The sequence below is a fragment of the Vibrio sp. Y51_MX_L26 genome (assembly GCF_024181935.1).
GTDB lineage: Bacteria > Pseudomonadota > Gammaproteobacteria > Enterobacterales > Vibrionaceae > Vibrio > Vibrio diabolicus.
Window position 1 is genome coordinate 1 of record NZ_JAMZAS010000009.1, and the last position, 24,101, is coordinate 24,101.

General features: G+C 44.8%; 26 protein-coding genes. 7 read left to right on the plus strand and 19 right to left on the minus strand.

From position 1 onward, the window contains the following. Positions 1–190: 190 nt before the first annotated feature. Both NL645_RS16985 and NL645_RS16990 read right to left on the minus strand, forming a co-directional pair. Positions 191–907: a 3-deoxy-D-manno-octulosonic acid kinase gene (locus NL645_RS16985; protein WP_253652094.1), complete on the minus strand. Its 717-nt coding sequence runs from the start codon at positions 905–907 to the stop codon at positions 191–193. An 11-nt stretch (positions 908–918) separates the two neighbouring features. Then, a complete protein-coding gene (locus tag NL645_RS16990; protein WP_206953557.1) occupies positions 919–1,326 on the minus strand; it encodes a diacylglycerol kinase in 408 nt (135 codons plus the stop codon). A gap of 107 nt (positions 1,327–1,433) precedes the next feature. Between NL645_RS16990 and NL645_RS16995 the strand changes: the two genes are divergently transcribed. From NL645_RS16995 to NL645_RS17005, 3 genes are read left to right on the plus strand one after another with little or no spacing between them, the layout of a single operon-like run. Next, a complete protein-coding gene (locus NL645_RS16995) occupies positions 1,434–2,489 on the plus strand; it encodes a glycosyltransferase family 9 protein (protein WP_253652095.1) in 1,056 nt (351 codons plus the stop codon). Between the two features lie 35 nt (positions 2,490–2,524). Further along, positions 2,525–3,292 (plus strand): glycosyltransferase family 2 protein, encoded by a 768-nt coding sequence (locus NL645_RS17000; RefSeq protein WP_047103887.1) that lies wholly within the window; start codon positions 2,525–2,527, stop codon positions 3,290–3,292. Then, entirely contained in the window at positions 3,289–4,077 is a 789-nt protein-coding gene (locus tag NL645_RS17005; protein ID WP_064377027.1) for a glycosyltransferase family 2 protein, read from the plus strand. The genes NL645_RS17000 and NL645_RS17005 overlap by 4 nt, the downstream gene beginning before the upstream one ends. 30 nt (positions 4,078–4,107) lie before the next feature. Here the strand turns inward: NL645_RS17005 and NL645_RS17010 are convergent, their stop codons facing one another. From NL645_RS17010 to NL645_RS17050, 9 genes are all read right to left on the minus strand, one after another. Then, positions 4,108–5,043, minus strand: coding sequence for a glycosyl transferase family 90 (locus tag NL645_RS17010; RefSeq protein ID WP_253652096.1), 936 nt, complete (start codon positions 5,041–5,043; stop codon positions 4,108–4,110). Beyond that, on the minus strand, positions 5,030–5,512 hold the full coding sequence (coaD, locus tag NL645_RS17015; RefSeq protein WP_064377025.1) for a pantetheine-phosphate adenylyltransferase: 483 nt from the start codon (positions 5,510–5,512) through the stop codon (positions 5,030–5,032). The genes NL645_RS17010 and coaD overlap by 14 nt, the downstream gene beginning before the upstream one ends. 86 nt (positions 5,513–5,598) lie before the next feature. Beyond that, positions 5,599–6,408, minus strand: coding sequence for a bifunctional DNA-formamidopyrimidine glycosylase/DNA-(apurinic or apyrimidinic site) lyase (gene mutM / locus NL645_RS17020; protein ID WP_046874104.1), 810 nt, complete (start codon positions 6,406–6,408; stop codon positions 5,599–5,601). 103 nt (positions 6,409–6,511) lie between these two features. Next, positions 6,512–6,985, minus strand: coding sequence for a hypothetical protein (locus tag NL645_RS17025; RefSeq protein WP_064377024.1), 474 nt, complete (start codon positions 6,983–6,985; stop codon positions 6,512–6,514). Positions 6,986–7,055: 70 nt separating this feature from the next. Next, entirely contained in the window at positions 7,056–8,588 is a 1,533-nt protein-coding gene (locus tag NL645_RS17030) for a phosphoethanolamine transferase (RefSeq protein ID WP_046874106.1), read from the minus strand. Positions 8,589–8,676: 88 nt separating this feature from the next. Continuing rightward, positions 8,677–8,847, minus strand: coding sequence for a 50S ribosomal protein L33 (gene rpmG / locus NL645_RS17035; protein ID WP_004410866.1), 171 nt, complete (start codon positions 8,845–8,847; stop codon positions 8,677–8,679). A gap of 13 nt (positions 8,848–8,860) precedes the next feature. Next, on the minus strand, positions 8,861–9,097 hold the full coding sequence (gene rpmB, locus NL645_RS17040; RefSeq protein ID WP_005384783.1) for a 50S ribosomal protein L28: 237 nt from the start codon (positions 9,095–9,097) through the stop codon (positions 8,861–8,863). 302 nt (positions 9,098–9,399) lie between these two features. Continuing rightward, on the minus strand, positions 9,400–10,074 hold the full coding sequence (radC, locus tag NL645_RS17045; protein WP_213972354.1) for a DNA repair protein RadC: 675 nt from the start codon (positions 10,072–10,074) through the stop codon (positions 9,400–9,402). 114 nt (positions 10,075–10,188) lie between these two features. Then, on the minus strand, positions 10,189–11,862 hold the full coding sequence (locus NL645_RS17050; protein WP_253652097.1) for a methyl-accepting chemotaxis protein: 1,674 nt from the start codon (positions 11,860–11,862) through the stop codon (positions 10,189–10,191). A gap of 193 nt (positions 11,863–12,055) precedes the next feature. On the opposite strand from NL645_RS17050, the gene coaBC reads away from it, so the two are divergent. The 3 genes from coaBC to NL645_RS17065 all read left to right on the plus strand — a co-directional run bounded on the left by coaBC (position 12,056) and on the right by NL645_RS17065 (position 14,974). Next, a complete protein-coding gene (gene coaBC, locus NL645_RS17055; RefSeq protein ID WP_253652098.1) occupies positions 12,056–13,255 on the plus strand; it encodes a bifunctional phosphopantothenoylcysteine decarboxylase/phosphopantothenate--cysteine ligase CoaBC in 1,200 nt (399 codons plus the stop codon). Between the two features lie 171 nt (positions 13,256–13,426). Further along, positions 13,427–14,017 (plus strand): nucleoid occlusion factor SlmA, encoded by a 591-nt coding sequence (slmA, locus tag NL645_RS17060; RefSeq protein ID WP_005379386.1) that lies wholly within the window; start codon positions 13,427–13,429, stop codon positions 14,015–14,017. Positions 14,018–14,023: 6 nt separating this feature from the next. Then, positions 14,024–14,974 (plus strand): Kdo(2)-lipid IV(A) acyltransferase, encoded by a 951-nt coding sequence (locus NL645_RS17065; protein WP_253652099.1) that lies wholly within the window; start codon positions 14,024–14,026, stop codon positions 14,972–14,974. A gap of 84 nt (positions 14,975–15,058) precedes the next feature. On the opposite strand, the gene pyrE is transcribed toward NL645_RS17065, so the two are convergent. Both pyrE and rph read right to left on the minus strand, forming a co-directional pair. Further along, positions 15,059–15,700: an orotate phosphoribosyltransferase gene (gene pyrE / locus NL645_RS17070; RefSeq protein ID WP_026000307.1), complete on the minus strand. Its 642-nt coding sequence runs from the start codon at positions 15,698–15,700 to the stop codon at positions 15,059–15,061. Positions 15,701–15,804: 104 nt separating this feature from the next. Then, positions 15,805–16,521: a ribonuclease PH gene (gene rph, locus NL645_RS17075; protein ID WP_031780917.1), complete on the minus strand. Its 717-nt coding sequence runs from the start codon at positions 16,519–16,521 to the stop codon at positions 15,805–15,807. A 184-nt stretch (positions 16,522–16,705) separates the two neighbouring features. Here rph and NL645_RS17080 point away from each other — a divergent pair, with 184 nt between their 5' ends. Next, positions 16,706–17,572: a YicC/YloC family endoribonuclease gene (locus NL645_RS17080; protein WP_005395766.1), complete on the plus strand. Its 867-nt coding sequence runs from the start codon at positions 16,706–16,708 to the stop codon at positions 17,570–17,572. Positions 17,573–17,627: 55 nt separating this feature from the next. Here the strand turns inward: NL645_RS17080 and NL645_RS17085 are convergent, their stop codons facing one another. The 6 genes from NL645_RS17085 to NL645_RS17110 form a co-directional block, all read right to left on the minus strand. Further along, positions 17,628–18,053: a phosphate-starvation-inducible protein PsiE gene (locus NL645_RS17085; protein ID WP_017820704.1), complete on the minus strand. Its 426-nt coding sequence runs from the start codon at positions 18,051–18,053 to the stop codon at positions 17,628–17,630. Positions 18,054–18,221: 168 nt separating this feature from the next. After that, complete coding sequence (locus NL645_RS17090) at positions 18,222–19,061, minus strand: ABC transporter ATP-binding protein (protein WP_104975751.1); 840 nt, start codon at positions 19,059–19,061, stop codon at positions 18,222–18,224. A 35-nt stretch (positions 19,062–19,096) separates the two neighbouring features. After that, positions 19,097–19,954 (minus strand): ABC transporter ATP-binding protein, encoded by an 858-nt coding sequence (locus tag NL645_RS17095; RefSeq protein WP_005379371.1) that lies wholly within the window; start codon positions 19,952–19,954, stop codon positions 19,097–19,099. A gap of 9 nt (positions 19,955–19,963) precedes the next feature. Further along, on the minus strand, positions 19,964–21,790 hold the full coding sequence (locus NL645_RS17100; protein WP_017634997.1) for an extracellular solute-binding protein: 1,827 nt from the start codon (positions 21,788–21,790) through the stop codon (positions 19,964–19,966). A 37-nt stretch (positions 21,791–21,827) separates the two neighbouring features. Next, positions 21,828–22,871, minus strand: a complete 1,044-nt coding sequence (locus tag NL645_RS17105) for an ABC transporter permease (RefSeq protein WP_005379369.1) — start codon at positions 22,869–22,871, stop codon at positions 21,828–21,830. Between the two features lies 1 nt (position 22,872). Beyond that, positions 22,873–23,898: an ABC transporter permease subunit gene (locus NL645_RS17110; RefSeq protein WP_005384771.1), complete on the minus strand. Its 1,026-nt coding sequence runs from the start codon at positions 23,896–23,898 to the stop codon at positions 22,873–22,875. Positions 23,899–24,101: the final 203 nt, after the last annotated feature.

Consider the following 24,101-nt stretch of genomic DNA (forward strand, 5'->3'; position numbering starts at 1 on the left):
GCTGATAATTCATGGTAGTACTGCTTGTTTCTTTGGCGAGAAGAGCGTACCACTTTCAGCAGTTGGCTTCCTCTTCTACACCTTTCCATGAATGTCGCACTTATTATCTGAAATCGGGAGTTTACACTGACTATAACAAGTTAACCACACAATCAAAGATTTGTTGGTAGCGTTAGGTGGACACTTCAAATTATTGCGTAGTGTTTTGGTTATAACCATCTCGTAAGGCTTCAAAGTTAATTTCTTGCCACTTTATCCGGCGTTTATCTAACTCCTTCAAAAATGAACGCTTCAGTCGCGATAAATTGGCACTTTGCCACTCAGAGCTTCGCTCAAAACGGCACTTATCAAAATCGATAATCCATACCTTATCTTTGTCGTCGATCAAGATATTGTGGATATTCAAATCGGTATGGTTAACGCCAACCTGATGCATCTTGGCAATTTCTTGCCCTATTTTCTGATACATTTCTACCGATAAAGACTGTTCTTGCAAGATACTAACCAGATCTCTGGCGTTTGGGATTCGCTCACTTAATAAATCAGCTTGATAGAAGAGTCCTGACTTTACGGCTCTTGCTGCAATAGGACAAGGAACGTGCACCCCAGCCTCAATTAGCGCCAACAAAAGCTGAAACTCTTGCGCACAACGGGTATTATCCCAGCCAGAGAACCAATAATAATCGTTAACTAACTTCCCAAACAAACCGCCACGACGGTAATGACGTAGTGCCGCTTGCATGTTCTCTAGTTGGATAAACCATGTCGTACCTCGCCCCGTCGCACTGCCAACCACCTTGTCGGAGGACTGCCAGTATTCCGCATCAAATATCGGTTGGCTAGGGTCTGTAATGACCTCGTCATCAAACCAGATCACTTGGTTGTTGTTTTTATACTGTTGAGTCATACGCTCACCCTCTAGCCTAAATACCGGCTGGCTAATATATACAACCAAGTAAATGCAGCAAACGCCAAAGCAACCATAACGGCAGCAGAGCCTATATCTTTAGCTCGACCACTGAGTTCATGCCGTTCAATACCGATACGATCCACTACCGCCTCAATCGCTGAGTTTACAAGCTCTACAATCAAGACTAATACCACGACTCCGATCATTAAGATACGCTCAACTATGCCGACATCCATTAGCCAAGCCAAAATCACGGCGATACTCAACAAAGCCAACTCTTGTCGAATGGCAGCTTCATGCTTAAAAGCCGCTTTTAATCCTTGGATCGAATAACCCGTCGCTTTAACGATGCGCTTTAGTCCGGTATTACCCGGCTTACCAGATTCTTGCGATTGATGTGGTGTTGTCTTTGACATTGCAGAACACTTATCAGTACTTAGCTATATTCGAGCCGTGTATTTTACATTTATTGGGGATGTCTGCATAATTTACCTGCCTCTATTCATCGAATCAGACAATAATTATGTTCACTTCTGCCCCATCGTCACTATGCGTCTTGCGTTTGTCCGCTATTGGAGACGTTTGCAACACTATCGCCACCGTTCAAGCTATTCAGAAACACTGGCCTTCGACCCAGATTACTTGGATAACGGGTAAACTTGAAGCCCAGTTATTAGCCGCCATCGATGGTGTAGAAGTGATTGTTTTTGATAAAAAAGCGGGACTTGATGGCTACAAGTCGCTTTGGCGACAGCTGAAAGGCAGAGAGTTTGATGCGCTATTGCATATGCAGTACGCGATTCGAGCTAGTGTCGCAACGTTAGGTATTAAAGCAAAATACAAACTTGGTTTCTCTTCTGATAGAAGCCAGGACTTTCAAACGCTATTTACCAATGTCAAAGTGCCTTCCCCACAATCTCTGCATGTTGCAGATGGCTTAATGGCCTTTGCCCATCAAATTGGGATACCAAAGGCTAAACTAGACTGGGTACTTTCTTATTCAGACCACGACCAAGCTTGGGCAGAGTCTCATATTTCTCGTAGTAAACCTAACCTGCTGATTGTGCCTGGTGCGAGCAAAGCTTATAAAAACTGGAACGCGGAAGGTTATGTGGATGTGATTCATCACGCCAGAGCAAAAGGCTGGAACGTGATTCTGGCAGGCAGCCCTGCTCAGGTAGAATTGGATCTGGCAGAGGCCATTCAATCTCGCTTGGAAGAACCGTGCCTAAATTTAGTGGGACAAAGTTCAATTCTGCAAATGCTTGCGTTAATAGATAAGGTTGAAATGGTCATCGCCCCCGATACCGGACCAGCACACATGGCGAATGCAATGAAAACGCCAATCATCGGGCTCTATGCACACCATAATCCGCTGCGAGTGGGACCTTACCGTTATCTAAAATACGTTGTCTCGGTGTATGAAGAAACGATCTTTGCGGAAACAGGTAAAAACAGTAACGAGTTAAGCTGGCGAACTCGCGCTAAAGATGAAACGGCAATGAACCGCATTACTAACACTCAAGTAATGAGCATGTTCGATCAAGTCTTAGAAGATTTGTATCCTCAATACCAGTAAACTTACTGTCTTGATTTGTTAAGAAGGAAATGACCTTGTCCAAACCAACCTTAGCCGTTGCCTTAATTGTAAAAAATGAAGAGAAGCACTTACAAGCTTGTCTAGACACAGTAAAAGATTGGGTCGATGAGATTGTCCTTCTAGACTCGGGCAGCACTGATCGCACTGAAGAAATCGCCCGACAATACACAGATAAGTTTTACACCAACCTAGATTGGCCAGGATTCGGTAAACAGCGCCAACTGGCGCAGCAATACGTTACGGCAGACTACGTTTTGTGGCTTGATGCGGACGAACAAGTCACTCCAGAGCTAAAAGAAAGTATCTTACACGCGGTATCAGCCAATAAGCCGAACGTTTTATACAAACTTAATCGACTAAGCTCAGCGTTTGGTAAGTTCATCTACCATTCTGGTTGGTCTCCAGACTGGATTGTGCGCTTATATCGCACCGAATATACACAATATAATGATTCGCTCGTTCATGAAAAAGTTGATGAGAAAAACTATCAAACTGAAAAACTGGATGGTCGACTGCATCACTACACTTACGAGCACCTTCATCATTACATCAATAAAACCACTGGCTACCTCAAGGCCTGGACGGATGAACGTGAAGGTAAAAAGAAAGCGGGTTTAACGACCGCTATCGTTCACGCTCTTGCTAGCTTTTTGAAGATGTATGTTCTCAAACGAGGCTTCCTTGATGGCAAACATGGCTTCATTCTAGCTTGGCTAAGCATGCACTCTACTTTTGTAAAATATATCGATCTCTACTTACGTGAACAGGCAAGAAAATCATGAAAACGACTTTAATTATCACCACTTACAACTGGAAAGAAGCATTAAAAGCGGTGTTAGAAAGCGTGAAACGTCAAACCGTTTTGCCTGACGAAGTCATTGTTGCAGATGACGGTTCTCGAGACGATACCAAAGCAATGATCGACCAACTGCGTGACGGCTTTCCAGTACCACTTATTCATAGCTGGCACGAAGATAATGGCTTTCAACTTTCAATGAGCCGCAACCGTGCGATCGCAAAAGCATCAGGTGACTACCTCATCATGATTGATGGCGACATGGTGTTGTCTCAAACGTTTATTGAATCACATAAGCAAGTCGCAAAGCCAAATTGGTTTGTGCAGGGTGGACGTGTGTTAACGGATGAAAACTGCAGCAAGGCCATCATGGAAAACGGCTTAGTGCCTTCCATTTTCAGCAAAGGCATTCGCAATCGTAAAAACTGCATCACCAACGCCTTGCTATCGAAATGGTTCTCTTACGAGCGGAATAACGATAAAGCCACTCGCGGTTGCAACATGGCATTTTGGCGACAAGATGTCATCGAGGTGAATGGCTTCAACCAAGATTTTGTTGGATGGGGACGCGAAGACAGCGAGTTTGTTCATCGCATGTTGAATGCGGGTAAGTCACGTCTTTACCTAAAATTTGCAGGTGTAGGCTACCACTTGTACCACGTAGAAAACTCTCGCGCGTCACTCGGAAAAAATGACGAGATTTTAGAAAACACCATTAAAAACAAGCTTAAACGCTGTGAGAATGGTGTTGATCAATTTCTAGAAGCTTAAGATTATAAAAAGGGGCGTTTCGCCCCTTTTTTATTGTTGCTGAGATAAAGCGAAGTACTTATCGGCAACCATCAATGAGATCAAACGCTCTTTACGTTTATCTTTGAACTGCTCAACCCACTGGTGCGCATTTTCAATGATCGCTAATGCTTCTTGCTCATTCGCTAGGTAATAATCCATCTTTTCGGGCAAATCCGAATAGTCATCCTTCACTTCAACATAGTGGACGCCTGCCTTTAACTTACCTTCCATAAACCAAGTCTCATATTTTGGCTTTGACATAATAACCAAGGAGTTAGACGACATAGCCCACTTAAGGTTGGTGGCTACATCATTGCCTTCTATACAGAGCAAAAACTTATACTGCAGTTGCTCTTCAATACTCATAAAGCCCTTTTCCCATGGTTTCCCTTCTACCGGGCGGGTCTGGCCAATATTGCATAGCGGATGGTTATAAAACGCATGAATCACCTTTTTACGATGCGGCTGAAAACCCACGCCGCGCCACGCTACCATGTCCTTTTTATCTTGATAGCGAACAGGATCATCAATAAATTTAAAATGACGAACTTGATTAAGTTTCAACACCACTGAATTTTGGTTGTTACCAAAAATAGGGCGGCTTTTTATAAAGCTCGGTACATTGGGGATGTGTGTAACATCGCCGTTGATGTAGTTAAACGCAAAACTGGAAGGGAAATAGCGTACAACTTGGCGAAGATCGAAAAAATACGTCCAACCTTTCGTTTTTTTGAATGTATCGACAGTACCGTAACTTTGTTCTCGGCTATCGACTGAAAACGGCGTTTCACACTTGTTGTAATAGTTCACCCGCTCAAGGCAGCGTTGCTTCTCGGCTTCAGTTAAATTCGAAAGTAAACGCTTTGCTTGTGCTCGATATACAAAACGAGGGATAAGTATCGAGAGAGCGTTTGAGAAATAATAAGGGAACTTACTGTCTTTCATTCAGTTTTTCCCCAATCGCGATGGCTACTGGCTTGGGAACGAACTGATCGATACTTCCGCCATGAATCGCTACTTCTCTCACGATAGTCGACGATAGAAATGCAAACTCTTCTTCAGGAGTCAAAAATACACTTTCGATACCTGGTAATAGCTTTCGGTACATGTTGGTTAGTCCAAACTCGTATTCAAAGTCTACCGTTGTTCGTAAACCACGAATAAGAACCTTAGCTTTCTCATTTCTCGCGAAATCCACTAATAACCCGGAGAACCCCTTTACCGTCACACCAGGTAAATGCGCTACAACGTCCTGCATCAGCGCAACGCGCTCTTCCAATGAAAACATGGTGTTCTTCGATGGGCTTGCGGCTACGCCAATTACTACCTCATCAAACATTTCGTGAGTACGCTCTATTAGATTGAGGTGACCATTAGTCACTGGATCAAAAGTGCCCGGATAAATGACTTTCATATAATTTACTAAGTTATTCGAAACTGATTGAATTATTGAGGCTCGAGCGCAAGATTACAACAACTTAAGCTCGATAATAGCTCGACTTACTTCTGACACTCACCACAAAAGAAGGTATTACGTTGGCCAATCTTTAGCTCTTGAAGTCGTTCACCGCACTCTGGGCATGGCTCTCCGGCTTTTCCGTAAACCAATAACTCTTGTGCAAAGTAACCCGGCTTTCCATCGGCTTGCGCAAAGTCTTTCAGCGTAGTCCCACCTTGCTGAATCGCGATTTCTAACGTGGCTTTGATGTTCTCCACCAGTAATCGCCACTCTTTCTTAGTTAGTTTTCCTGCTGGGCGAGTTGGGTGAATGCGGGTTTTGAACAAAGACTCATTGGCGTAGATATTCCCAACGCCAACCACCACTTTATTGTCCATAATGAACTGTTTAACCGCAACACGCTTACCTTTGGCTTTGTCTGCCATATATACAGCGTTGAACTCCTCGGTTAAAGGCTCAGGTCCCATATGATCTAACACGGTGTGAGACTCATTAGGAGCGCTCCAAAGCCAAGCACCAAAACGACGCGGGTCGTTGTAGCGTAACACTTTGCCATTGGTGAGTTTAAGGTCAACATGATCGTGCTTTGCCGCAGGGAAGTCAGCGTCGAGTACACGCAATGATCCAGACATGCCAAGGTGAACAATCGCTGTACCTTGGTCAGTATCAATCAATAAGTACTTGGCACGACGACGAATATTACGAATAACCTGCCCTTCCAAAAGCTTAAGCTCTTGAGGAATATCCCAACGTAGCTTCGGAGTACGAAAAACAAATGCCTTGATCGTCTGCCCAATCATATGAGGGCTGATCCCCATTCTGCTTACTTCAACTTCTGGTAATTCAGGCATTTGACTCTCCTTAACAGCGTCAGAAACAACATTAGTGAGCGCTTAGCATAATTGAAAAGCAGTATGACAAACACAGTTTCAGCGAAAGGTTATTACGCAACTTTTACTTAGGCATGATGTAGTTACCATCAACAGAAATCGCGATCCACTTGTCTTGCCAATTTTTAAATAGCCAAAAATCGTCAAGGCGGTAAAAAGTGATACGTTGTGGCTCTTCCAAACCTTGATACCAGACTTCGATGCTTTCCGGCGGTGAAAGGCGAGGCTTTAACTGTTCATACTGCTGAGAGTTCAGTTCTGTGCCTTCAAGTGATTGCCAGCGAGTCACTATTTCTTGTACGGGGATATTGGCTTTAATGTTGGATTGCCACTGTCCATTTTGCTTGTCTAATTCCCAACCAGCATAGTAAATGGCACTGACATTATGATCGGAGCGTAACAAGTTTGGATACGGATCCACTTGTTCATCGATAAGATAGTTTTTGATCCAAGTTGGCGCATTAAGGATCACCATGAACACGATGATGCCTAAGATTAGAATATTGTTCCAACGGCGGCGGTGCACCTTTTTAGACATAATTCACCTCATCGCTTAAATCAGCAGCAGCTTAACCAAGCTGCTGCTGATTTAGAAAATCTACATTAAATTATGATTGAATCGGATCATCTTTTAACGTATTTAGCGGAACCAATTTACCTTCTCCATTATTCACTTCCGGCACATCCGCATGTGAAGAGAAGAAAGAAGGTAATGCATCCAACCTCTGACTAGAGACACCCATCAATTCAGAGATTGCTTTGATCATTGTGAAGCCATTACGTGGATAATCAACTACTTTTCGTTCATTGAAATCCGAACCAATGACAAACAAAGGCACTTCGTAGGATTGTTTTACCGATGGATCATGACGCAAGTTTTCACCACTATTACGATGCCCAAGTCCGTGATCGGAAACATAAATCAAGTTGTATGGAAGCGACTGCTTCCCTGCAAGTTGGGTAATTTTCTCTAGCATTGTGTCTGTTTGCTTTATCGACTCAATGTAACAAGAGATCTTGCTGCCATTGAAGTTAAACTCAACATCACCTTCCACACGATCACAGAAACCTGGGTGTGAGCCAATTAAGTGGATCACAATCAATTTTGATTTATCGTCACTCGACAGCGCTTTTTGAATGCTTGGCAGCAGTGTGCTGTCATAAACGTTCGAGTCTCTAAAGCTACCGCTGCGTGTAAAGGAAACATGCTCAGCATAGTTAGCAATTGAACTGATTCCGGTATCGAATTCTCCCATTCGACCTTGGTTAGAAACCCAATAGGTTTCCACACCAGCCATTTGCGCTAAGGTGTTGATGTTGTTATTCAGCTCAATATCAATACCATCATTCATTGTGACGTAGCGCATTACCGAGGTGAACGTGTTCGGACCTGGGGACAAAAAGTTTGTCCAAAGTTGCCCTTTGGCCGTCGACATAAACGGCGTATTTTCCATCGGCAGACCATACGCATTCATGTAGTCTTTTCGTACGCTTTCACCAATCACAAAAATGGTGTTCTTAGCCTCGCTTGGTGTTTTAGTGATTTTCCAAGAGGCTGGGATTTTACGCTGAGCCATGATCTCTGCGTTGTACTGATAGTACATGTTGTACGAATCAAACCAATCAAAAATAAATCGAATCGGCGGATAACGCATGTAAGAGAGCAATGCATGTATGTAGTCACTATTAACATTGCGATCTTTAATGGTGCGAATAGGTTTGTCCAGGAGTAAAAACGAAAACAAGATCAAACAGAATACTGATGCTTTACGACCTTTAAGTTGTGGCACATATTTGAACAGATAAAAGGACACTACAGCGAAAAGTGCCGCGACTGCCAACGTTCTGAGCTCCAAATCATTAAAGAACTCAAGCGCTTCTGAAGGGTTGGTCTCAATCAATGAAGAAATGATGGTCAAATTAGGATGACCATAATTCCAAGAAATAGGAATATAGAAAGTCGCAATCACAGCTAACAGGGCATATACCCAGTGACCAATACGATGAGCTTTAAGAAAAGCGAGCGTAATCGACATTAAGATAAGACAGTCCGCTTTTATTTCATAACCCAACGCGGCACTAAACATCACAGCTAAGATAATTAATGCAACAAACTTTAAGGCTTGTAACCCTAAATGCATCCTTTTTTGGCTCCTATAACTAAAGCAAATAATAAAAAACCCAACTCGAAAGTTGGGTTTTTCAATTCATCAAAGAGACTGAAACCAATTATTTGATTTTTGCTTCTTTGTACATAACGTGCTGGCGAACTACTGGATCAAACTTTTTGATCTCAAATTTGCCTGGCATGTTACGCTTGTTCTTATCAGTTGTGTAGAAGTGGCCTGTACCTGCAGAAGATACTAGACGGATTTTCTCACGAACGCCTTTCTTTGCCATTGCTTATTTCCTCTTAAACGTTTTCGCCACGTGCACGCATGTCTGCAAGAACAGTATCAATACCTTTCTTGTCGATGATGCGCATACCTTTAGCAGATAGACGTAGTTTAACAAAACGTTTTTCGCTCTCTACCCAGAAACGATGAGTTTGTAGGTTCGGCAGAAAACGACGCTTAGTAGCATTTCGTGCGTGTGAACGGTTGTTACCCGTTACTGGACGCTTACCAGTTACTTGGCATACTCGTGACATGAATGTCTTCTCCAAAATCGTTTCAGCTCGATATCAACCTTGGTGGCCGAACCTCTCTATCTCTCGAAAAGAAGTTAGAGGTTAAGAACCGCTATGGAAAATCCATACAAGGCTATCAAAGGTCGCGCATTATACTAACTTGATATGCATTGCTCAAGACCCGAACAGATCCTTTTTACAGGTTTTCGTGATCTTTTTTTAGACAGCAGATTTTTTTAGCAGTCCAAGCTGAATTCAGTTAAAAATTTAGTGGCGTGGATGATAGCAGATTTTTAGCAACTAACAACCTAAAAAACGCACAGTTATATCCAGCCTCTTTCAGCAAAAGAGACACTTTCCCCATCTCCGATGACGAAATGGTCCAAAATACGAATATCCACCAATGCTAATGCGTCGGTGAGACGCCTTGTAATCCTTCTGTCAGCTTGGCTCGGCTCAGCGACGCCTGAAGGATGATTGTGCGCTAGAATCAAAGCCGCCGCGTTATGATGCAGAGCACGCTTGACGACTTCTCTCGGATACACCGACGCTGCATCCAACGTTCCTTCAAATAAAATTTCATCTTTTATCACTCGGTGCTGGTTATCGAGAAAAAGAATATAAAAAGCCTCTCTTTGCCGATCCCTTAAAATAGAAGACAGATATAACTTAGTTTGGTCGGGGCTGGTTAAGGCATCACCACGCTTTAGCGTCTCCGCCAAGTAACGTTGTGTCATTTCTAGTACCGCTTGCAACTGAACATACTTGGCTTGCCCCAATCCTTTGTGATGACAAAACTCTTGCTCTGATGCTGAAAATAGTTGTCTGAGCGAACCAAAGTCTTGAATAAGGAAGTCTGCAAGCTCAATCACGTTCATTCCGCGGGTGCCTGTGCGCAAGAAGATGGCCAGTAGCTCAGCATCGGTCAAAGCTTGCGGCCCTCGTTGCAGTAGCTTCTCTCTGGGCATGGACTCATTTGGCAAAGCTTTCAGTATCATCTGATGTCTCTTTATATGGAAAGTGTCCCTATTCCACAAAACAAAAAGCGAAAGTCGAGTATGACTTTCGCTTTCTTCGTACTATCAGTGTTTTCCATGCAACTTAACAGTTCATCAGAGTTTAAAGTTGCCAACCAAGCCGTGAATTTCTGTTCCAGACTGTGATAGCTGCGTGCTGATTGACTCGGCATGCTGCAACGTCTCATTAATGTTGTTCACGATCTGTTGAATAGCCACTAAGTTTTGGTTGATGTCTTCTGCAACCGCGCTTTGTTCTTCTGCGGCAGACGCGGTTTGAATACCCATATCTCGAATTGTTCCGATAGAATGATGAACACCAGAAAGAGATTGCTGAATGAGCGCAGATTCTTCCGCCGTTTTGACACCTCGTTTTTGGCTCACCGACATTGTACTGACCGCTCTTGATACACCATTTTGTAGCTGCTTGAGCATGTCGCCAATTTCATGAGTACTATTTTGCGTACGACTGGCTAACGAACGCACTTCATCCGCAACGACGGCAAACCCTCGACCTTGCTCACCGGCTCTAGCCGCTTCAATCGCCGCATTTAGGGCCAACAAATTCGTTTGCTCGGCTATCTCGCCAATCACATCCAGCACTTTGGTTATTTTTTCGGTCTGTAAACTCAACTCAGAAATTGCATCTGACGTGCTGTCTATCTCCGTCACGAGTTCGGTAATGCCTTCTATTGCTTGCTCGACCTCATGCTGAGCGGCGGTGACTTGACTGTTGGCATCGTCAATTGCCTGCGCGGTCGCATTAGTATTGCTGGCTACTTCTTTGGCAGTCATGCTCATTTGCGTCACTGCCGTCACGACTTTGTCCGTCTCTAAACAGTGATCCTGCATTTGACCGCTCGCTTGGCTGGTCTGAGTGTTCAGGCTTTGAGAAACGGTCTGTACTGTCGTCGCAGAGCGATGAATGTCCTGCATCAGTGGATGCAGCTTATCCATAAACTCATTAAACGCGGCCGCCACTTCACCGACTTCATCCTGACTTTCGACTTTTAAACGAGCCGTTAAGTCACCGCCGCCTGCAGCAACATCTTTTAATGAAGCCGCGACATGTTGTAATGGCTGAATGCCTTTAGACACCACGATACTGGTGAGAACACTGGTAATGATCAATCCAATAACGGAAATCAACACGGCAGATAACGTATGCTCTTTTAGCTCTTGAGTCTTTAACTCTCTGTGCATCGCAACTTGCTGGTCGATGTCATCAATATAAACGCCAGTACCTAAAACCCAGTCCCATTTCGATAGATATTCTGCATAGCCCAACTTAGGCGCTTGTGCATCAATGGTCGGTTTGTGCCACGAGAAATAGAGGAACCCATCCCCTTTTTGAGAAGCATCAATCAAGCCCGCAATAACTGCGACCCCATTTTCATCTTTTAAGTCGTAAAGGTTTTTACCCTCTAATGCAGGTTTGATGGCGTGCAACGTATTCACACCTTGAGAGTCGTAGGCAAAAAAGTAGCCATCGCTTTCAAAGCGCATGGCTTTCAGAATTTCTTTTGCTGCCTCTTTATTACTTCCATTTACATCCGTGTCGTATAGCGGTTTTATCGCCGTCACACCCATCATCATGTAGGCTTGTAGCTCTTTCTTCTTCGTTTCGATGAGCTCTTGTCTGTCTCTTGCTAGCTCCGCTTCCAAACTTTTACTGCTGTTGATGTAATACACCGCTGAGATCAACGTGGTGATCAACAACAGCGGAATTAGGGTTATCAGCAGCAATTTGTTTCGACTTTTCAACACCATGGTTTCCACTACCTCTTTTTCTTTTCAGACTTGCAAACTCCGCGCAACTTGTCTGTGAGGTAGGCGAGAATTTTCCCTTCCTCGGTCAGATTAATACTCTGGAGTTTGATGTGAATTATCTTCTCGTTATATATGCTCGGGCGGTCAGACTTTGAATTGTGTTAAAATCCGGCCATCAAATTGGAGATCTCACATGCAAACACTAGCAGGAAAGAAAATTCTACTCGGCATCAGTGGCGGTATTGCCGCGTATAAATGTGCGGAGCTAACCCGTCGCCTCATAGAGAGAGGAGCGCAAGTTCAAGTTGTAATGACGAAAGCCGCAAAAGAGTTCATTACCCCTTTAACCATGCAAGCCGTTTCGGGCCGTCCTGTCTCGGACAGTTTACTAGACCCAGCAGCGGAAGCCTCTATGGGCCATATTGAATTGGCCAAATGGGCAGATTTAGTGCTATTAGCGCCCGCGACCGCGGACTTAATCGCGCGCATGTCCGCAGGCATGGGGAACGATTTACTTACCACGCTCGTGCTCGCGACGGATTCCCCTGTTGCTGTTTCTCCTGCGATGAATCAACAGATGTATCGCAATATCGCAACCCAAGAGAACATCGCTACGTTAGCGCGTCGTGGTATGCACATCTGGGGCCCTGCGGCAGGAGAGCAAGCCTGTGGTGATGTGGGACCAGGTCGAATGCTGGAACCAATGCAGCTAGTACATCTATGTGAACAGTTCTTTCAACCAAAATTGCTAGAAGGTAGGTCGATACTCATTACCGCCGGACCAACTCGCGAAGCGATTGATCCAGTGCGCTACATTACGAACCATAGCTCCGGGAAAATGGGCTATGCATTGGCGAGCGCCGCAGCGCAGATGGGAGCAAAAGTCACCCTCGTGAGCGGTCCTGTCAGTTTAAATACGCCCGTAGGTGTTGAGCGCATAAATGTTTCCAGCGCACAAGAGATGCACGAAGCCGTTATGACACATGCAAACCAGCATGATGCCTTTATTAGCTGCGCTGCCGTTGCCGACTACCGCCCACAAACGATCGCGTCTCAAAAGTTGAAAAAGACAGAAGACAACGACGAAATGGTCATTAATATGGTTAAAAATCCTGATATTGTTGCATCTGTGGCAGCAATGACGGAGAAGCGTCCGTTTACCGTCGGTTTTGCGGCTGAAACCAATGATGTAGAGACCTACGCTCGAGGCAAGTTAACAAAGAAAAACCTCGATATGATCTGTGCAAACGACGTTTCGGTTGCAGGGCAAGGATTTAACAGCAACGACAACGCAATTACCCTTTACTGGCCTGAAGGTGAACTTGCGCTCGCTTTAGAATCAAAAGAAGCATTGAGCTTTAAAATTCTCGAAAAAATTCATCAATTGATGTAACTAACGTTTGAAAACCCTGCCAATTTTTTACAAAAGCTGGCATAAATTTGGTAAAAAAATGACAACTAAGGGTGTTAAATCTCCCATTCCACCCTTAGTGATCTAGTTTGAGGCGAAATAGCGTCTTATAATCCCCTCCGCTCAACTTTGTATTTTGAAAGGAAGTAACTAATGGCCGGCAGTAAAAAATCCAACCGTCGTGAAGAGATCTTACAAGCATTGGCAGAAATGCTTGAATCAACAGATGGCGCTTCACGCATTACTACGGCAAAACTGGCCAAGCAAGTCGGCGTTTCAGAAGCCGCGCTGTATCGTCATTTCCCAAGTAAAGCGCGCATGTTCGAAGGGTTGATTGAGTTCATTGAAGAAGCCTTGATGACACGTATCAACCGTATTCTAGACGACGAAAAAGATACACTAGAGCGTATTCGTATGGTGATGCACCTTATTTTGGCGTTCTCTGAGCGTAACCCAGGTCTGACACGCATTTTGTCGGGTCATGCTCTAATGTTTGAAAATGAACGCCTACGTGAACGCATCAATCAACTCTTTGAGCGTATAGAAACACAATTGCGCCAAATCCTGCGTGAACGTAAGATTCGTGAAGGGAAGTCTTTCCCTGTCGAAGAGCGCATCCTAGCCGCGCAAATTCTGGGACAAGTTGAGGGGAGCCTAAACCGCTTTGTGCGTAGCGACTTTAAATACCAGCCGACTGCAAACTTTGACGAGTACTGGGCGCTTTTGAGTGCACAAATAAAGTAAAAGACTATGAGTAAAGACAAATACACGCAGCCCGAGTTTTCTCTTTCACTTCTTCACCCTCGTAACTGGGGCGTATGGCTTGGTTTTGGTCTGTTGGCCATCCTCGTCAATATTCTTCCTTATCGGCTGCTGCTTTCATTAGGTCGTTCACTCGGTAAACTTGGCATGCGCTACGGTAAAAAGCGTGTCCACGTTGCTCAGCGTAACTTAGAATTGGCCTTTCCAGACAAAACAACTGAAGAGATTCAACATATTGTTGAAGAGAACTTCAAAAATACCGGTATGGCACTGATAGAAACCGGAATCACTTGGTTCTGGCCGACTTGGCGCTTTAAAAACCTGATCGTCGAGAAAGATCTCGGCGCACTGCGTGAAAAAGCCAAAGAAGGTAAAGGCGTCCTACTTTGTTGTGTCCATGCTCTAAATCTAGAGATCACTGCGCGTGCTTTCGCCGTGTTAGGCGTGGCCGGGTACGGCGCGTTTCGTCCGCATAATAATCCTGCTTATAACTTTATCCAGTATTGGGGACGAACACATAACGGCAATAAACTGATTGATCGTAAAGATGTAAAAAAGATGATTCGTGTATTACGCAGTGGTGAGCGTCTGTTCTATTTACCGGATCACGATTACGGTCGCAAAAAATCAGTATTTGTGCCCTTCTTTGCCGTAGACGATGCGTGTACAACAACAGGCACGAGCATTCTGGCGTATACCTCAAAATGTGCGATCATCCCAGGCTCAGGGTTTCGCAATGACGAAGGAAAATACGACATCATCGCCGATAAGTGCATTGAAGCCGACTATCCACAAAAAGACGAAGTCGCCGCTGCCGCTTATATGAACAAGTATGTGGAAGAAGTCATTCTACGCGCTCCAGAGCAATGGATGTGGCTCCATAAACGCTATAAAACCATGCAAGATGAGCATGTCGAGAAAGGCATTCGCTATAAGTAAGTGGTCAAGGCGATGAATCCAAAAACAAAAAAGGGCAGATGAATATCCATCTGCCCTTTTTACTTTTTCAGAAAAAGTAACCAATTAAATGCCGTATTCTGCGCGGTATGCTTTGACTGCTTCTAGATGCTCTTTGTCTGTGCCTTTCTCTTCAAGGAAAGTCACAAGGTCAGTCAGGCTAACGATTGAGATGATTGCACAACCAAAGTCACGCTCCACTTCTTGGATCGCAGACAACTCACCTTTGCCTTTTTCTTGGCGGTCAATCGCAACCAACACACCAGCAAGGTCTGCGCCATTTGCTTGAATGATTTCCATCGATTCACGAATCGCAGTACCTGCTGTGATTACGTCATCCACTAGCATGATGCGACCTTCAAGCGCAGAGCCTACAAGGTTACCGCCTTCGCCGTGATCTTTCGCTTCTTTACGGTTGAAGCAGTAAGGCGTGTCGACGTCATGATGATCCGCCAGCGCGACTGCTGTTGTCGTCGCGATTGGAATCCCTTTGTACGCCGGGCCAAACAGCACATCAAACTCAATGCCTGAATCAGCGAGCGCGGCTGCGTAAAAACGACCAAGACGCGCTAGGTCACGACCAGTATTGAAAAGACCAGCGTTAAAGAAGTACGGGCTTTTACGGCCAGATTTCAAAGTAAACTCACCAAACTTAAGAACTTCTTTCTCAAGTGCAAACTCAATAAATTCACGCTGGTATGCTTTCATTATTTTCTCTCTATGTCCTTGGTTTCTTGTGTCTCTTCTCGACAATCATTCATTTCTCTATTGTCGAGATAAAAAAATAGCCCCCATAATGGGAGCTATCTAAATCAATTGGCTAACGCCGCCTTCTGCGCTGCGACAATTTCCGTAATGCCGACTTTCGCCGACTCGAGCAATGCCATCAGCTGTTCGTGACTGAACGGTTCACCTTCTGCGGTGCCCTGAATTTCAATCATCTTGCCTTCTTCGGTCATTACCACGTTCATGTCTGTGTCTGCCGCTGAATCTTCAACGTATTCAAGATCACACAATACTTCGTCGCCTAGTAAGCCGACAGAAACTGCCGCTACGTGGCCTTTCATTGGGTTTGCTTTTAGCTTGCCGCTATCCACTAGGTGTTGGAATGCATCGGCCATTGCAACACTTGCGCCGCTGATAGATGCAGTGCGCGTACCACCGTCAGCTTGGATAACATCACAGTCAACGGTGATCATGAACTCACCCATGGCTTTTAGATCGACAACAGCACGTAGGCTTCGCGCGATAAGACGCTGAATTTCCATCGTACGGCCGCCTTGTTTGCCACTTGCCGCTTCACGACGAGTACGAGAATGTGTTGCTCGAGGTAGCATGCCGTATTCAGCTGTAACCCAGCCTTTACCTTGACCTTTTAGCCAACGTGGCACAGATTCTTCGACGGTCGCATTACACAACACTTTGGTGTTACCGAACTCAACTAGCACTGACCCTTCAGCGTAAGCTGTGTAGTTACGAGTAATTTTGATAGGGCGAACTTGATCCGCCTTGCGATCGTTTGGACGCATGGGCATCTACCTTAAATATGAGGAGAAGACGATTTGGTTGGGCGAAGATTATAACGGAATCGATTCCGGATTCATAGGTTACGCATCTGGTACAACATAAACAATCCATACATCCCGCGCACCTATCGACGCAGCGTGATACACTCTTGAAGTAATTTTCAAAAAATGAAGACAGGAAAATTCGATGATTTACAGTATGACAGCGTATGCACGCAAAGAAGTAAAAGGCGATTGGGGTTCTGCGGTATGGGAAATCCGCAGCGTGAACCAGCGTTATTTAGAAACATACTTCCGCATGCCAGAACAATTTCGCGGATTAGAACCCGTTTTACGCGAGCGTTTTCGTAAGCGCTTAGCGCGAGGCAAAGTAGAATGTAATCTACGTTTTGAAGCAAACCCTGCCGCAAAAGGTGAGCTTAGCATCAATGAAGCGCTTGCTAGTCAGGTAATTAAAGCCGCTGAACAAGTCATGCACATGACTGGTGAACTGAGCCGAATCAATCCATTTCAAGTCATGCAATGGCCGGGGGTAATGGAAACGCCAGAGCAAGACATGGATGCAGTAAATAAAGTGCTACTAGAAGCGTTTGATGGCGCAATGGATGAATTTATTGAAGCGCGCGCTCGTGAAGGCGAGAACATGAAAGCGCTGATTGAACAGCGTTTAGACGCCATCTCTGCAGAAGTCGTAAAAGTGCGTGCCCGCATGCCAGAAATTTTAGAATGGCAACGTGAGCGACTATTCTCGAAGTTCGAAGACGCTAAAGTGGAACTGGATCCATCTCGTATCGAGCAAGAGTTGATTTTGCTAGCGCAAAAATCGGATGTTGCTGAAGAGCTCGATCGCTTGGACTCTCACGTAAAAGAAACCACAAACATTCTGAAAAAAGGTGGCGCAGTGGGTCGCCGTCTAGATTTTATGATGCAAGAGTTCAACCGTGAATCAAACACGCTAGCGTCGAAATCCATCAGCACCGACATCACCGCATCGGGCGTTGAACTGAAAGTTCTAATTGAACAGATGCGTGAGCAGATCCAAAACATTGAATGATCTAAAAGTCATCGAGTATTGAAACAAAAAAGCCCCGCTAGTGCGGGGCTTTCTTTTACTCATCTTTTTCCAAGGTTCTGTTATCAACGTAGGGCCAATAATGGTGTCCAATTCTGATCAGCAAAGTAGCCGCAGCCAAAATAAACGCAGCCAGAGATAACCACACAACCAAAACCGCATCCAGCTCTTTCATTCCGAGAGTGATATAGCGGGCGATCGCCATCATCGCGATGTAGATAGGATAGCGTACCGGAATTTTACCGTTCATCACGAACTGCTGCACCATGGCGAGCACTTCCAGATAGATAAACATCAACAGAATATCTGTGAGTAAGACACGCTTCTCTACAAATACGTGCACAAACTCTTGCATCATGGCGTACAACGTCGCCAAGGTAATAGAGACTAATAATACCGCCTCCAAAATATGGAAGATTCTCAGGAAAGGTCGACTAAAGGATTTCGGTAAATTCGACGGCATGGTCCATTATCCAAACAAAGAAAATAGGCCTTGAGTTTAGCATGCAACGATCTTCAATCAATCAGAATAAACATCAGTGTAAATCGACTCCAAGTCCTGGCATTTGCTTATAAAAACGCTCCGCTTATTTGGCGGAGCGCTTTTGTGTTATAGGACCTGTGGCATCACTTACGCCACTTGCTGCTTTTTTTCAGCTACGCGCTTTTTCTTCCGATATTTAGGGTGAGTGATCGGAATCGCAGATAGGAGTTTTTTGGTGTATTCGTTTTGCGGGTTTGCATAAATTTCTTTAGCACTGCCTGCTTCTACCACTTTGCCAAAATACATCACGGCAACTTTGTCAGAAACATGTTTCACCACCGAGAGATCGTGAGAGATAAATATGATCGCCAAGTTCATTTCTTGTTGCAGTTGTAGCAATAGGTTCAAGATTTGCGCCTGTACCGACACATCTAACGCAGATACCGATTCATCACAAATCAGCAGTTTAGGCTTCAATGCAATCGCGCGAGCGATACCGATACGCTGCCGTTGCCCGCCTGAAAATTCATGTGGATAACGGTTTACTGCCGTTTCTGGTAATCCCACTTTGATTAAAAGCTCTTTTACCCATTGTTTACGCTCTGTTGGCGTGCCAATTTTATGAATAACAAACGGTTCTTCCAGAATCATACCGATGGTATGACGCTGATTGAGTGACTCCATTGGGTCTTGAAAGACGATTTGCATGTCTTTACGCAGCGAGCGCATCTCTTTAACAGACAGTTTAGTGATGTCTTTACCTTCAAAGAAAATCTTACCTTCTGTTGGCTCGTATAACTTTAAGATCGTGCGACCAAGGGTGCTTTTACCACAACCTGACTCACCAACTAGCCCCAGTGTTTCACCTTCAGAAACAGACAGTGAAACCCCGTCTACCGCTTTGATGGTGTAGCCTTTCTTGAACAGCCCTTTACCAGAAACAAAGTGCTGCTTAAGATTTTCAACTCTTAATACTTCTTTTGCCATAACATCCTCTTTTATGACTGGTTCACTTTGCCCAGTTAACTGGCAAACATACTGGCATCAATAGGCTTGATATCGATCATCTGCTTCGGCTCATTATCTAAGCTCGGCATCAATCCCATTAAACGCTCTGTGTAGGGGTGCTGCGGGTTATCAAACAACTCAAAAATTTCTGCTTTTTCGACAATACGCCCACCATACATCACGGCAACATCATCACACACTTCTGCCACAACTCCGAGGTCGTGAGTGATGAAGATCATTGCCATGCCTGTTTCTTCCTGAAGCTCATTCATCAGTTCAAGGATAGACGCCTGAACCGTAACATCCAACGCTGTAGTCGGTTCATCACAAATCAGAATATCCGGCTTACAGGCCAATGCCATCGCGATCATGACACGCTGGCGCATACCACCAGATAGGTTATGGGGATACTCATTCAATCGCTTCTCTGGCATTGGAATTTTTACTTTTGCCAGCATTTCAATCGAGTACGCCTCCCGCTCCTTTTTGTCGAGCTCAGGTCGATGGAGCTCAAGCACTTCACATATTTGACGACCAATGGTATGCACTGGGTTAAGCGCCGTCATTGGGTCTTGGAAGATGATCGAAATGCGATCGCCACGCATGGCGTACATCTCTTCCGCAGGCAAATCAACTAGGTTGGTGCCGCGATAATTCACTTCACCTTTAATGATGTTGCCATATGGCTTAGGTAATAGCCCCATGATCGACATTGAGGTTACGCTCTTACCACTACCTGACTCTCCCACCAGACCGAGTGTACGTCCAGCTCTCACATCAAAGTTCACACCATGCAGAACCTTCACTGGCCCATCATCGGTGGTAAATTCAACTTCGAGATCTTTAACACTTAGGATTACATCGTTTTCCATAACCAATCCTTACAGCTTATAAGTGTCATCTACGACAACAACAGGTTCAAAAGCTTTGCCTGACTTCATCGCTTGTTTCGTTTCTTTTTTGATATCACTATCAATCCAGTAAGTGCCATCGCCTATGATTGCACCACTGAACAGCGCCTCTGTCATGCGATTCATTGGCTTATCTGGAAACTTTAACCAGCGCCAGTGACCATAGCGGACATAAGGAACCATGTAGCCTGGGACGATAACGTGAGCATCAATGATGTCACGCTGAATCTCATGACCTAGCTGGATCTTTTTATCCATATCCATGCCAAAACGATACTCGATGATCTTTTCATCCAGTTCAGGCGTGCTGTAGTTTGTGAAAGAGTTAGTTTGCGGCTTGTTCGCATTGACTGAATGGAAATACTCCCAATACGTTGGGATCTCAGACGTACCCATATCTAAGAAAGCCAAATCGTGCTTTTTCTCACGTACGTATTTGAACATGGATGAGCCATCAACTAACTTGAGCTCAATATCCAGCCCTGCTAGCTTGGCTTGCTCACGCAAAAAGGCAATACGAGGAGTATGAACAGGTGTTCCGTAGGTCAGCTCGAAGCTTAAGCGCTCACCTTTATCATTGACACGAATACCATCAGAACCAATTTTGTTAAAGCCTGCGGCTTCGAATGCCTCGGCCGCTTTTGCGGGATCAAACTTCGGTGCCTTAGCATCTGGTAGGGTGTATTTACCATGACCATAGCCGGTCGGGTTCGGTTTACGGGAGTAGTCGCCACGCATGACATTCTCTATCATGCCATCAAAGTCAATCGCGTAAGTAATGCCCTTGCGAATGTTTAAATCATCCAGCAAAGGCATCGCGGTGTTCATCCATACACCACCAGCCCCAACTGGGAATTGGTTGTAACCCCAGAACTTTTGAATGTATCCCTTTTGGTAAGGTTCCGTATTCGATTTATCATGCCATAAGCTTGGTAAAACAAGACCAAATGCGTCCAGCTTCCCTTTCTCAAAGTGCTTCATCGCGATATCACTGTCGCGAATCACTGTGATGCGGATTTTGTCGACATTATAGCGATGTTGATAATACTTATTGCTGTAACCCCACCAGTCTTCACCGACATGTTTGAAGGTAACACTTTTACCTTTTTTAATGTCATCTAGGTAGTATGCACTGGTCGTTGGTTCACTTTTAAAATTGTAGTAGCGGACAAAGTTGTCATGTATACCGTCACCATTTTCATCTTTTGAAGGATTAGCATAAAAATGTGCGGGACGTGGGCGCAGCGCCCCCATTCGTAACAGCAATTCTTCCGGATTGAACTCTTTCGCCGCCTTAACAGCAAACGTATGAGTGTCGTACTTGATAACATCCGCAATCGTTTTGTTGTAGTAATCGTTGTACCAAGGTTCCAAGATGTCTTTGGAACGATAAAATTTCAGCATGAAAACGAAATCGTCGGCAGTGACAGGTTTGCCGTCCGACCATTTGGCTTCAGGGTTGAGTTTGAAATAGACCGTTTTGTTGTCACCTGCTAACGCCCACTCGTTAGCAAGCTCAGGGATAAACTCTAAAGTATCTGGGTGGCGGACCACCAAGCCTGGTGTTTCATCTAAGATAAAAGAACGTAGCCCTGCATTAGCATCTGGGCCAACACTACGTAACGTCTGCGGGAAACTTGACATAAAGGTGCGATAAGTCCCTCCACGTTTCGCTTCTGGCGAACCATATTGAGGCTCATCCCAGTTTGTTTGCCAGTTTAAGTCGGTCGGAAGCGTTGCTGACATTGCACCAAAACTCAGGGCGCTCAGCGTGGACGCTAAAAATAATTTCTTCATAAAACTTCCCTTTTTATGTTTTGCTCACAATGCTCGCTTAAACATAGCGTGTGAATTTTTTCGGGTCGAAAGCCGCTCGAATGGCTTCACCAATAAAGGTCACCATTACCAGAACCAGAACAATAGAAGTCACTACTGACGCAACAATCCATGGCGAATCTAAGTTTGACTTACCTTGTTGCAGTAGTTCACCCCAACTTGGCGTTGGTGGCATCAAGCCTAAGCCTAGGTAATCGAGAGCAGTCAGTGCTGTGATGTTAGCTGCAATAGTGAAAGGCGCTAGGGTTACAATCATCACCATCGTATTTGGCAAGATGTGATTAAACAAGATACGTCCAGTCGATGCCCCTAAAGCACGTGCCGCCATTACGTATTCTCGTGCCGCTTCTTTATAGGTCATGGTCCGCATGTACCATGTCATCCCCATCCAAGTGAAAAGCACGTTAATAGCGACAAAGAGAGCAAACGTCGGTTGAACGATTGAAACAAGAATCATAATGACGTACAAAAACGGGACCATTGACCAGATTTCGATAAGTCGCTGTACAAACAAGTCAAATTTACCGCCCCAAAAACCCATAGCACAACCGACTGCAGTACCGATCGCGTAAGAAATTGCCATCGTAAGCAACGCAAATCCCATCGCCGTTCTGAATCCGTAGACGAGTCGCGCCAAAATATCGCGACCTATCACATCTGTACCTAAATAATGCTTATTTTCGGCACTAGGTGCTGTTGGCGGGAAATCACCACTAAAATCTTGTTCGTATGGGTTCCACGGCACAAGCGGCAAAATAACAAAGTTGTCGCCCCCTTCAGCCTCAAACGCTTTTTGCAGTACACGATAATCGGCTTCACTGGATGACTCTTGGCCGAATTCGCTACCTAAACGTACGTCACTGACAACAGGAAAATAGTAGCTACCATCGTACTTGACGACTAGCGCTTTACTGTTGATCAAAAGTTCGGCGAATAGAGAAAGGATCAACATGATAGAAAGAGCAACAAACGACCAATAGCCTCGTTTGATCTCTTTAAAGTGACGAATTTTCTTTTGAGTTAATGGACTAACTTTAATCATGTTACGCTCCAAACTTCACACGTGGGTCGACTAAAGCAACACAAATATCTGAAATGATGTTACCAATGAGCAGTAACAACGCATTAATGGCGACAATACCCATAACAACAGGGTAATCACGCTCCATGATTGATTCGTAACCCAATAAGCCAATGCCATCAATATTGAAGATAACTTCAATCAGGAAGGCACCGGTCATGAAGAACAACAAAGAGTTACCAAAGTGACTCGCGATTGGAATTAAGCTGTTACGCAACGCGTGCTTACGAACTGCTTTTTTGAAAGGTAATCCTTTCGCAATTGCGGTGCGGATGTAATCTGAGGAAAGGTTTTCCATCAGGTTATTTTTCATTGTCATCGTCAGCGTGGCAAAATCACCAATGAGGTAACAGATCAAAGGCAACACCGCATGCCACATAATGTCTTTAGCGCGTTCAAAGAAGGTTTCGTAATCGTCGAAGTCATCGCCGACAAAGCCTCCCATCGGAAACCATTCCAAGTGATAACTAAATAACGTGATCAGCAATACACCCACCACATAACCTGGTAGCGCGTAGCCTACGAAAATGAGTACTGAAGAAGCGGAATCAAACACAGAACCGTGCTTGAGCGCCTTATAGTAACCAAGAGGAATCGAGATAAAATAACTAATAAAGAAGGTCATGCCGCCATAAAACAACGACACTGGCAAACGCTCTGCGATCATGTCCGAGACAGGCTCGTAGTAACGCGTCGACTCGCCAAGATCTAGCATTACCAAACGACTTAACCACTCGACGTACGCTTCCGTTACAGGTTTATCCAGGCCATAAAACGCATTCAGCTCCGCGATTTGATCGTCAGAAAGGGCCGTATTACCACCCGCAGACGTCATTGATGCGGCGCCATCTCCCTGAGACTGCATTTGTGACAACATGCGTTCAACAGGTCCGCCAGGCACGAAACGAGTGATAGCAAAGATGAGAATAGTTATCCCGAGAAACGTTGGGATAACCAACGCCAAACGGCGTAAAAAGTACGACAGCATATACAACTTGCTCCTTGTCTACTGTCCAGTTCAAACGGAGTGAAAGAGGATATTTTCCGCCCAAAATGGTGCATATTTATCTCGTAGTAACTAAAACTGTTGAAGCACACTCCCTGCGGCTCAAGAGCTAGACTTTTCTACTACTGCAATAATTTCAGCGTCATATTTATCTTGAATCCACATCAGCTTCAAGTGTTTGAAAC

Excerpts from the sequence above, each read along its gene's own strand:
- NL645_RS17095 (WP_005379371.1), bottom strand. The coding sequence starts at position 19,954 with ATGGAAAACGATGTAATCCTAAGTGTTAAAGATCTCGAAGTTGAATTT.
- coaD (WP_064377025.1), bottom strand. The coding sequence starts at position 5,512 with ATGAAAGTCATTTATCCGGGCACTTTTGATCCAGTGACTAATGGTCAC.
- NL645_RS17105 (WP_005379369.1), bottom strand. The coding sequence starts at position 22,871 with ATGATTAAAGTTAGTCCATTAACTCAAAAGAAAATTCGTCACTTTAAA.
- mutM (WP_046874104.1), bottom strand. The coding sequence starts at position 6,408 with ATGCCTGAATTACCAGAAGTTGAAGTAAGCAGAATGGGGATCAGCCCT.
- rpmB (WP_005384783.1), bottom strand. The coding sequence starts at position 9,097 with ATGTCACGAGTATGCCAAGTAACTGGTAAGCGTCCAGTAACGGGTAAC.
- NL645_RS17065 (WP_253652099.1), top strand. The coding sequence starts at position 14,024 with ATGAGTAAAGACAAATACACGCAGCCCGAGTTTTCTCTTTCACTTCTT.
- NL645_RS17025 (WP_064377024.1), bottom strand. The coding sequence starts at position 6,985 with ATGTCTAAAAAGGTGCACCGCCGCCGTTGGAACAATATTCTAATCTTA.
- NL645_RS16990 (WP_206953557.1), bottom strand. The coding sequence starts at position 1,326 with ATGTCAAAGACAACACCACATCAATCGCAAGAATCTGGTAAGCCGGGT.
- radC (WP_213972354.1), bottom strand. The coding sequence starts at position 10,074 with ATGATACTGAAAGCTTTGCCAAATGAGTCCATGCCCAGAGAGAAGCTA.
- NL645_RS17110 (WP_005384771.1), bottom strand. The coding sequence starts at position 23,898 with ATGCTGTCGTACTTTTTACGCCGTTTGGCGTTGGTTATCCCAACGTTT.
- NL645_RS17085 (WP_017820704.1), bottom strand. The coding sequence starts at position 18,053 with ATGCCGTCGAATTTACCGAAATCCTTTAGTCGACCTTTCCTGAGAATC.
- NL645_RS17050 (WP_253652097.1), bottom strand. The coding sequence starts at position 11,862 with ATGGTGTTGAAAAGTCGAAACAAATTGCTGCTGATAACCCTAATTCCG.
- NL645_RS16985 (WP_253652094.1), bottom strand. The coding sequence starts at position 907 with ATGACTCAACAGTATAAAAACAACAACCAAGTGATCTGGTTTGATGAC.
- NL645_RS16995 (WP_253652095.1), top strand. The coding sequence starts at position 1,434 with ATGTTCACTTCTGCCCCATCGTCACTATGCGTCTTGCGTTTGTCCGCT.
- NL645_RS17005 (WP_064377027.1), top strand. The coding sequence starts at position 3,289 with ATGAAAACGACTTTAATTATCACCACTTACAACTGGAAAGAAGCATTA.
- NL645_RS17010 (WP_253652096.1), bottom strand. The coding sequence starts at position 5,043 with ATGAAAGACAGTAAGTTCCCTTATTATTTCTCAAACGCTCTCTCGATA.
- rph (WP_031780917.1), bottom strand. The coding sequence starts at position 16,521 with ATGCGTCCAAACGATCGCAAGGCGGATCAAGTTCGCCCTATCAAAATT.
- pyrE (WP_026000307.1), bottom strand. The coding sequence starts at position 15,700 with ATGAAAGCATACCAGCGTGAATTTATTGAGTTTGCACTTGAGAAAGAA.
- slmA (WP_005379386.1), top strand. The coding sequence starts at position 13,427 with ATGGCCGGCAGTAAAAAATCCAACCGTCGTGAAGAGATCTTACAAGCA.
- coaBC (WP_253652098.1), top strand. The coding sequence starts at position 12,056 with ATGCAAACACTAGCAGGAAAGAAAATTCTACTCGGCATCAGTGGCGGT.
- NL645_RS17090 (WP_104975751.1), bottom strand. The coding sequence starts at position 19,061 with ATGGCAAAAGAAGTATTAAGAGTTGAAAATCTTAAGCAGCACTTTGTT.
- NL645_RS17100 (WP_017634997.1), bottom strand. The coding sequence starts at position 21,790 with ATGAAGAAATTATTTTTAGCGTCCACGCTGAGCGCCCTGAGTTTTGGT.
- NL645_RS17080 (WP_005395766.1), top strand. The coding sequence starts at position 16,706 with ATGATTTACAGTATGACAGCGTATGCACGCAAAGAAGTAAAAGGCGAT.
- rpmG (WP_004410866.1), bottom strand. The coding sequence starts at position 8,847 with ATGGCAAAGAAAGGCGTTCGTGAGAAAATCCGTCTAGTATCTTCTGCA.
- NL645_RS17030 (WP_046874106.1), bottom strand. The coding sequence starts at position 8,588 with ATGCATTTAGGGTTACAAGCCTTAAAGTTTGTTGCATTAATTATCTTA.